Origin of the sequence: Aporhodopirellula sallentina SM41, assembly GCF_000346505.1 — a bacterium.
Lineage (GTDB): Bacteria > Planctomycetota > Planctomycetia > Pirellulales > Pirellulaceae > Rhodopirellula > Rhodopirellula sallentina.
In genome coordinates this window covers 1-8,801 of the sequence record NZ_ANOH01000292.1, presented here as the reverse complement: position 1 = coordinate 8,801, position 8,801 = coordinate 1, and the positions used below count along the sequence as shown (strand labels likewise).

Below are 8,801 nucleotides of genomic sequence, written 5' to 3'. Positions count from 1 at the left end.
AAGGTCCACGATGACTCCGGATCCGAGTCCGGTCAGTTGGTATTCGTCGTCTTCGGTTTGTTTGGGAGGAGTCGGGCCCAAGGTTTCATCGCCGGGGGGAATATTCTCGGGTTCTTCATCCTTGTCATTTCCGCCCGCCGGTGCGGTGGCGTTTTGCCCGTAGGAGAAGACCGTCACCACCGACGGAGTGGCGACACGTGCGGCGTGACGAAAGGCGAGTGACAGAGCCTGAGCGTTGCGTTTCCAGGTTTGTTCTACGTTCGTTGCGGTCGAGCCCGAGTTTTGCTGCGAGGGCAATGCCTCCGCAGATCCATTGTTTTTGGCCTCTTTCTCGGCGGCGGAGCGGCTATCTGAGACCGTCGGCAGGGTGATGACTTCCTGGCAGAACGCCTTGGCAGGAGCAACGATCACGATCATCAACGCGATTGCGGGCAACAAAATCGAGTTGCGGATTGGGGACATGATTCGGTTTCTCATGGCATCTCGGAAGGATTCGGTGGATGTGTGACGATGGGGCACGGTCAAGCGAGGTGGGTAGTATCTTAGCGGTGCAGCCCCGTGATTCGGAGTCCGCTGAGACAACATTTTGACATCGTTTTTGCAACGGGGGGAGTACGTTCCGCTCGTGTCTGCAAATGTTCAATGTGTTCGCTGCGAGATTCGAAACTATTGTTCGGCCGCCAGAATCAGTTACGCTAAGGTAGCCCTGAAGGCGGACACTTCTCCTCTAGTCCGGACACGATCATGTCTCTCATCTCCGCACGCACCTCCAAGGTAATGGCAAGTTCTGAACTGGAAGCTCCTGCCGTCGAAGACGTTAACCGACTGGTGCAAGCAGCCATTCTGGCTCGTGACCATGCCTATGCCCCGCACAGCCATTTTTACGTGGGCGCCGCGGTACTGTTGCACGACGGTCGAATTATCGGCGGTTGTAACGTGGAAAACGCGAGTTACTCGCTAACCCAATGTGCCGAGCGGGTTGCCGTCACGACATCGGTCGCCTCGGGGTATCGCAGTTTTCGTGCGGTCGCGATCGCCAGTGTCGGCGGTGCGATGCCATGTGGCGCGTGCCGCCAAGTGCTCGCCGAGTTCGGGATGGACGTTTATGTCTACACCATCGACGTCATCGACGGCGAGCAGCAGGTGAGGCGACTCTCGGAATTGTTGCCTGACGCTTTTTCCACATCCGACATCCCGTCGTCGTAGTGTCATTGACCTGCGTTTGACGCGTTCCTCTTCTCTAGCTTTTCTTATGAACAGGTTTCTCTCGTTCGGCGTCGTCGCCGTTTCGATCGGTATCGGTGCGTCGGTTGCGAACGCACAGAACTTTGTCGGACCTCGGTATCCGGGAGAGGTCATCATCTCGGAGCGGGTGATCACGCCACGGCCGGAGCCTCAGAAGGGCAACACGCTGCCGCCACCGGCGAAAGATCGAAAAGAGTCGTCTGATGTTCGCGACACCGGTCGGAGTGTTTTGGTCAAATCCCCGAACGGTGATCAGCGTGGTGATCGACGCGGTGGTCGACGCGGCACCGAACCACAAGGCTCCTCGGGTTCGACGTTCGCGTCAGAACCCATGTCGTTGTCCGACGGAGGATTGTCTCGTGGTGGGTTGCGAGGTGTAGAGGAAACGCCCGAACGCATTCCCATGCTGGCTCTCGGCCATGAAGTATGGGGGAAGATGTTGGAACTCGAACGCGAGAACGCAAAGCTCGAGGCGACGTTGGAATACGAGCGACGCCTGGCAACCTTTCGCGAACACAGCGAACGTGCCGAAGAGGCTCAGGCCAAAGAAATCAAACGGATGAAGGAGGAGCTCGCGAAACAACAGGGCAAGATTCGTCACTTGCAGGAAGCGAATCAGGGTCGGATCGAAGAGTTGGCCCGTCTCGTGGAAGAACGCACCCGGCAGGTCGTCGAATTGCAACGCCAGATCCGCGAGAGTGAGGCGATGTCGCGCACGGCGTTGGAAAACATGCGACGGCCGTTCCTCGAAAAACTTTCCGAACAAGCCAAACTCGTCGAACAGTTCGAATCGCGGCAACACGATATGCAGGCCACGATCGCGCGGCTGCAGAACGAACGGAAGAAGGCAGCAGATATTGCTCGTTCGGAACCGGCGCGTGCCGTGCCTTCTGAGTCGGATCACTCGCCTGTGGATCCGTCCCACGCAGAGCACGGAGATATGACGGAAACACACGTCGATGCAGAACATGCCGCGATGCCGCATGACGATCATGCTCACGGGGACCATTCACACGATGGCCACGCCCTTGATCACCACGCAGACGCCTCGCACGACGCTCACGCCGAAGAGAAGGTTGTGGCGAATAAAGGGGCAGGCAAAAAAACAGCGAAAACCAAAGCCGCCGATAAGAAGGCAGATGCCAAACAGAAAGCGGAACGTGGCGGTACCACCGCGCGGGATGACGGGGCTTCACGCGATCGACAGCACGCTCAAGGCCCAAACGTTAAGCGACCCGACGGCAATCGACCTGCACCGAGAAAGCCGGATCGTAAGGAGATGGAAGACAATCGACGCGATGACCGACCACGAGGCAGAAGGGGACGCTTCCGTGGTGTGGGGGCGAACTCAGCTCAGCCCGAAATCAGAATTGCCGTTTTACCTGTTGGTTTCTCGATGCCTCCCATTACCGATGAGACGGTTGCATCTTCCTTAACAGACAACCCAGAAGACGCATCCGATATCGAGCCGGTCGTTGGACTTCACGGCGGTGCGATCGGACCTCTTGGGAAGAACGCAGAACCGGCTGAGGCTGCGGAATCGGAGGACTCTGCTGGTTCAGCGGAACGGGACGAACGCGATCACACTGCCGAACCACCGGTGGAAGCGAACGTGTTCGAGTTGCCCGCGCCCAAGGTCGACTAAACGTGTCGTGGGGTACCGGCGAACCTACTACACGGACTGAGGAGCTCCTTCGGCGATGATTTGGCCGTTTTCACCGTCGGTCGTTTCACCGTTACTCGTTTCACCGTTACTCGTTTCACTGTCGGTAGCGTCGAGTTTGAAGAAAATCGCGACCGGTAGAAACAACAACGCCATGGCGGCAAACAGGTAGCTCCGTGGTGCATCGGCGGCGGTGATGATCCGGTCGAGGATCGAGTACACCAAACCGGAAAGAACGATCGCGAAGAAGTTGGCTTGGTTCATGACCGCGATCATTCGTCCTTTGAGTTCGTGTGGCGGTCGCGCCTGCAGGAACACCTGGATCGGAATCGCGAAGAACGCGGCCGAGGCGCCAAGGAAAATCAGCGCCGGAATACTGCCCGTGAATCCGAGCAGGTGACCTTGGCCGGGTTGGTCGGTGGAACCGGGAACCGAGATCGAGAGCAGGGTGCAGAACAGAACCGTGCCCCACATTCCGATTTGGATCACAAAGTTATCGGAGATCTTTCGGCTGAGCATCCCTGCGACCGCACCACCGATCGCGATCCCGACACTGATCAACGCGACGAGGATGCTGGTCCATGTATCGGTCTGGGCGAGTTGCACTTTGCTCAGCGAGTTAACCGACTGGATCGTTAATCCCGCGATCAACCAGAACACGCACGAAGCGAGCAGTGCCAAGAGCAACGGTTTGTCTTTTCGCAGCAGGGTCCGCATCTCTTTGGGAACGGCGAGGTTTTCTGTCTTCAACTTTAAATTCGGTTCGGCGGCGGGCAGGCGAATGATCGCGAGGCTGGTCACGGTTCCGATGACGGCAATTCCCACGCAGACGAGCGAGCCGATCCACAAACCCGATGCCGCCTGCATGCGTGGCATGTCGGGCGGGACGATTGAATCTTTTAAAGGGCCGGCGATGGCGGTTCCGATGATGATCGCCACGAACGTTGTCATCAAAACCATTCCGTTTGCTTTGCTCAGTTGGCTCCGGGGCAACATCTCCGGCAGGATGCCGTATTTGCCGGGGCCGAAAAACGTGCTCTGCAAACCCATCAGGAACAGCACGATCCACAACCCTGCAAAACCGATCGAAGGCGTGGCGAGAAACGCGAGCATCCCCAACGCCATAATCACGATCTCAGCGACTTTGCTCGAAACGATGATGGTGCGTTTGCTGAGTCGGTCGGCGAGGTATCCGGCGAGTCCGCCGAAGACCACGAAAGGAAGGCCAAACACGATCGTCGCGACACCTTGCAGGTCAGCGCCCCCTTCAGCCCCGGTCGCATTGCCCGCTGATGCAGCAGAATCGACGGTTGCCGATTCGGCGGCGACCGACGTCGCGTCGAGCATGCCGGCTTCGGAGGCACCCGCGGCGACGGCGGTCGGGATGGCGAGAAGGAGCAGCAGTTGTTTGAACAGGTTGTCGTTGAAGGCTCCGAAGAATTGGGTCGCGAGGAAGCCGAGGAATGCGGGATGGGAAAGGTCTCGGATTTTGCCGGTGGAAGTCTCGGCTTCGTCGGAGACGGCGGTGTGCCCCGCGGACGCATTGTCTGAAAACTGGCTGTCTGGTAGTTGGCTTGGAGCCTGATAGGGGTTTCCGGGTTGTTGTTCCGGCAGCCCGTCCGTTTGCCCGGGGGTGCCCCGTTCGAACTCGGACGATGCGACTTGGTTGGCGTCCAGGTCGACTTTGGGCTCGGCTTTCTCGGACATAGGGCTGGTTCGATGGTTCGAGTGCGGTGATTTCCACGGGGTGGCGGTCTGCTAGATAGAGAGCCTTACCAAACCCGATTGCTTCGCGCCGACGCGAGATTTTGACGGCAATCGTAATGGATCCGAGCTGATCGTGAAAAAAAAGCCTGTGAAACAGGAAAGTCTCATTTTCCCCCTTGAAAATTGGTGGACCGTCTGAGGCAGACACGCCTATGATGGAGGTGTTCACGACAAGAAAGTCGGCGATCCCTCGGACATCAACGACGGTCAATCTCCTTGCGGAGTGTAGGTGCGATAGAGCCAACGATTATGCCAGATATTTTTGCAGAACCGGCCGTGCGGGCTGGTTTCGCCATGACGATCCTACTCATCGTGATTGCGTTTGCATTTTGGCTGTTGGGAAGATTGCGCGACTACACCACCCAAGACCACCAATCGCCCTCTGAGGGGCTCGTAAACCTGGAAGAAATGCTTCGCAAAGGTGACATTAGCGAAGAGGAATTCCGAACTATACAATCATCGACCCGCTCGCAGGTCGTGTCGTCTCCCTCTACCAAGACCCATCCAGTCCGCTCGGCGAGGTCGTCCACTGAATCTTCAGAGGACTGATGCTCACCGGGCCGGCTTCACCCGGGATCCCGGTAGCGGAGGACGCTCGACCGACATGTGAGTGACGTCGACACCCAATCCAGCCGTTGATTCGCCCTCCCAAGATAATGTCTGCAGTGGAAGTCGGATCGGTTTCATTCCGATGGAATCGAACTCACTGACTCTGCAGTCGGGCATACCTGTCACCGGCAATATTAACCATTACCAAAACCACGAATGGCTCGAGCTTCGAGGACACGGATGTTCCTTCAGGCAATGAGCGATGATCGAGACGGTTGGAAACAACCCGATCGTGAAGCGTTTCATCTGAAAAGCATTCGAGTCGTGGCTTGAACCGTTCGATGTGTCGAGTTCCTGTTGCGGGGACCCAGACGATCGGTGGCCGACGCGAATAATCATTCACATCATGGATCTCCCATCTGTGCCGTGAATGACCGTTCATGAAAGTCGTTGGCCGCTACTGTCTGGGACTTCTTTGTGATCGGAGCTCCTATAAGTAAGGAGTCGTGTATGCCCACTAAGGAATCTTCGAACTCGCGCCGCAGCAGTGCGTCGACAAAGAAGAATGCGTTCTGCAGTTTTTGTCGCAAGAGTTACCGTGACGTCGGACCCCTCGTTGAAGGACCTGGCGACGTCTATATCTGTGCCGAGTGCATCGACCTTTGTCAGTCGATTCTCGACCAAGAACAACGACGACGCGGACCGTCGAAGTCGTTGTTTAACGAAATCCCCGCTCCTCGCGAAATTGTCGAGCACCTAGACAACTACGTGATCGGGCAAACCGCCGCGAAACGCGTGCTCGCCGTCGCGGTTCACAACCACTACAAACGGCTCAGCAGCGGCTGGGACGGGAACGGCGAAGTCGAGATCGAGAAGAGCAACATTCTGCTCGCCGGTCCGACCGGTAGCGGTAAAACGTTGCTCGCACGTTCGCTCGCTCGCATGCTCAACGTTCCGTTCGCGATCGGCGACGCGACCACGTTGACCGAAGCCGGTTACGTGGGTGAAGACGTCGAAAACCTGTTGCTCAAACTGTTGCACGCGGCTGACTTTGACGTCGAAGCGGCTCAGCGCGGGATCTTGTACATCGACGAAGTCGACAAGATCGGACGTACCAACAGCAACGTGTCGATCACCCGTGACGTGTCCGGCGAAGGCGTCCAGCAGAGCCTGCTGAAGATGCTCGAAGGAACAGTTGCGAACGTCCCACCGCAAGGCGGCCGGAAGCATCCCGAGCAACAGTACATCCAGATGGACACGAGCAATATCTTGTTCATCTGTGGCGGTACGTTCGTCGGGATCGAAGACATCATCCGGCGTCGACTCGGACACCGAACGCTCGGTTTCGGCGAAGCCAGCTCACTCCGCAACGAACAAAGCGTTTCCGAGTTGCTCGCTCAGGTTCAGACCGAAGACATCTTGAAGTTCGGCCTGATTCCGGAGTTGGTCGGTCGGATGCCGGTGGTGACCTACCTGCAACCACTCGACGTGGACGGTTTGATCCAGGTGATGACCGAGCCGAAGAACTCACTCGTCAAGCAGTACCAAGCTCTGTTTGCGATGGAGAACTGTGAATTGAACTTCACCGAGGGAGCCCTCCGGGCGATCGCGGAGAAGGCAATTGAGAAGGGCGTTGGTGCCCGTGGGCTTCGTGGAATCGTCGAAGACGTGATGCTCGACATCATGTACGACCTGCCTGACCAAGAGGACGGCCGGGTGTACACGATCGATGAGACGATCGTTTCGGGAGCACGCAAGCTCTTCACCATGCCGACGACCAAGAGCGCCTAAACGGCTGCTCGGGTTTTGATCGAGCCTCCACCCGGCGTGGTGGAGGCTAAGAACCTTTCCGAGAACTGAGGAGCCGGTCGGTCTTCATCCCGGTCGGCTCGAGAGAATCGGGGCTACCCGATCCAACGAGCTTCTCGAAGAGGTTCCAAGCGGTTGCCATCACACTTCTTCTGGGAGGGACGGTCCGCTTCGGACCGGTAACGAAGCGTGGTCAAACCGCGGACGATATTTCGCCAACGGCATTCTGCCGTTGGCGGGCGGCCTGCGAACCGCCCCCTCAGTGAGTCGCGCTGCCGAGAACCATTCGCGCCGCTGAAGAACGGTGTGCTGGTCGGTAACCGCAGGGCGATGTCTGCAGCCTGCGACATCGGCTACGTCCTTTTTAGAGACGCTCTACAGCGTCGGAAGTGCCGCTTTCGGTGGAGCCGCTGAGGCCTTTGCCGCCAGGTTACGAACCAGGGCTCGCACGATCTTTTCAAACGGTGCCCGGGCCCGATCGTCTTCGTCGAGTACGTTGGCCAACTTCCCTTCGTCGCCGGCGACCCGCAGAGTCATGTCGATCGGCAACCCGCCCAGGAAAGCGACGCCGAGTTCTTCGGCTTTCTCGCGTGCACCGCCGCTGCCGAAGATGTCGTAGGTTTTGCCGCAATCCGGGCACAAAAATCCGCTCATGTTCTCAACCATCCCGGCGATCGGAATGTTGACCTTCTTGAACATGCTGATCGCTTTGATCGCGTCCAAGAGGGCGACTTCCTGTGGCGTGCAAACGACAACCGCGCCCGCGATCGGTACGTTTTGCGACAGCGTCAAGGCGACGTCGCCGGTGCCCGGTGGCATGTCGATGACGAGGTAATCCAGTTCGCCCCAATCGGTGTCCTTGAGAAACTGTTGAATCGAACCGTGCAGCATCGGGCCACGCCAAATCACGGCTTGGTCCGGTTCGAGCAGAAAGCCCATCGACATGACCGGCATCGCGTTATTCAGCCGGATCGGTTCGATCTTTTTCTGCTCGGAAACCGCAGGGCGTCCTTCGAGGCCGAGCAAGTGCGGGACGCTCGGACCGTAGACGTCCGCGTCCATCAATCCGACCTTCGCACCGAGACGTTGCAACGTCAGGGCGACCGAGGCAGCGACGGTGCTCTTGCCGACGCCTCCCTTGCCGCTGCCGACCAGAATCACGCTTTTGGCACGCAGGCCGATTTGACCGATTCGGGCTGGCGGGCGTTCGTGGACAGGAGTTTCGACGGTGACGTTCTTGCCTGGTGCGACGGAGAGAATTTTGTCGCGGATCGCGTCGGCCACTTCATCCGCGATCGGTTGGCAGTGTGAGGTCACGCCGATGCGGACCGAAACGTCATCGCCGTTGACCTCGACGTTTTGGATTTGTCCCATCGATCCCATCGGTCGGCCGGTTTCAGGATCAGGGTATGCCGCGAGGAGTTCGCTGATGGCGTCTGGAGTGGCTGTCATCTCGGTCGCTAACGATGTGGGAGACGGGGGAATGGATCCAACGGGAAGAACGTTCCAGCCTACCAGCGTCGGGCGTTTTTTAGTAGCGGAACGACGACGAAGTCAGCCGGGCAACGTGCAAAATTCGGACGTCCGGCGGACCACAGCCGGCGATCGGCATTTCCAGGTTCGGACCTCACACCACCCGCAGCCAGGACTGAGGCACGGACGGTATGCGTCGCAAAGAAGTCCTGGGACGTACTAGGGATTCCACTGCAGCGTAGCTTTCGGGTGGAATCGTAGTGGATGACGCAAGGAATCCCCTTGCGCGACTAGC

At 58.1% G+C, this 8,801-nt stretch carries 5 protein-coding genes and 1 pseudogene; 3 read left to right on the top strand and 3 right to left on the bottom strand.

The genetic code is table 11. The features are described from left to right. Positions 1-462: pseudogene (locus tag RSSM_RS20055) on the bottom strand (serine protease); the annotation flags it as partial. Between the two features lie 282 nt (positions 463-744). Here RSSM_RS20055 and RSSM_RS20050 point away from each other — a divergent pair. Beyond that, the gene (locus tag RSSM_RS20050; protein ID WP_081613851.1) at positions 745-1,206 is read left to right on the top strand and encodes a cytidine deaminase; all 462 of its coding nucleotides are present in this window, start codon (positions 745-747) and stop codon (positions 1,204-1,206) included. Between the two features lie 46 nt (positions 1,207-1,252). Continuing rightward, on the top strand, positions 1,253-2,890 hold the full coding sequence (locus RSSM_RS20045; protein ID WP_008682918.1) for a secreted protein: 1,638 nt from the start codon (positions 1,253-1,255) through the stop codon (positions 2,888-2,890). Between the two features lie 27 nt (positions 2,891-2,917). On the opposite strand, the gene RSSM_RS20040 is transcribed toward RSSM_RS20045, so the two are convergent. After that, positions 2,918-4,615: an MFS transporter gene (locus RSSM_RS20040; RefSeq protein WP_008682916.1), complete on the bottom strand. Its 1,698-nt coding sequence runs from the start codon at positions 4,613-4,615 to the stop codon at positions 2,918-2,920. 1,119 nt (positions 4,616-5,734) lie between these two features. Here RSSM_RS20040 and clpX point away from each other — a divergent pair. Further along, positions 5,735-7,015, top strand: a complete 1,281-nt coding sequence (gene clpX, locus RSSM_RS20025; protein ID WP_008682911.1) for an ATP-dependent Clp protease ATP-binding subunit ClpX — start codon at positions 5,735-5,737, stop codon at positions 7,013-7,015. A 393-nt stretch (positions 7,016-7,408) separates the two neighbouring features. Here the strand turns inward: clpX and RSSM_RS20020 are convergent, their stop codons facing one another. After that, on the bottom strand, positions 7,409-8,485 hold the full coding sequence (locus tag RSSM_RS20020; RefSeq protein WP_008682909.1) for an Mrp/NBP35 family ATP-binding protein: 1,077 nt from the start codon (positions 8,483-8,485) through the stop codon (positions 7,409-7,411). Positions 8,486-8,801 lie beyond the last annotated feature (316 nt).

Excerpts from the sequence above, each read along its gene's own strand:
- RSSM_RS20050 (WP_081613851.1), top strand. The coding sequence starts at position 745 with ATGTCTCTCATCTCCGCACGCACCTCCAAGGTAATGGCAAGTTCTGAA.
- RSSM_RS20045 (WP_008682918.1), top strand. The coding sequence starts at position 1,253 with ATGAACAGGTTTCTCTCGTTCGGCGTCGTCGCCGTTTCGATCGGTATC.
- RSSM_RS20040 (WP_008682916.1), bottom strand. The coding sequence starts at position 4,615 with ATGTCCGAGAAAGCCGAGCCCAAAGTCGACCTGGACGCCAACCAAGTC.
- clpX (WP_008682911.1), top strand. The coding sequence starts at position 5,735 with ATGCCCACTAAGGAATCTTCGAACTCGCGCCGCAGCAGTGCGTCGACA.
- RSSM_RS20020 (WP_008682909.1), bottom strand. The coding sequence starts at position 8,485 with ATGACAGCCACTCCAGACGCCATCAGCGAACTCCTCGCGGCATACCCT.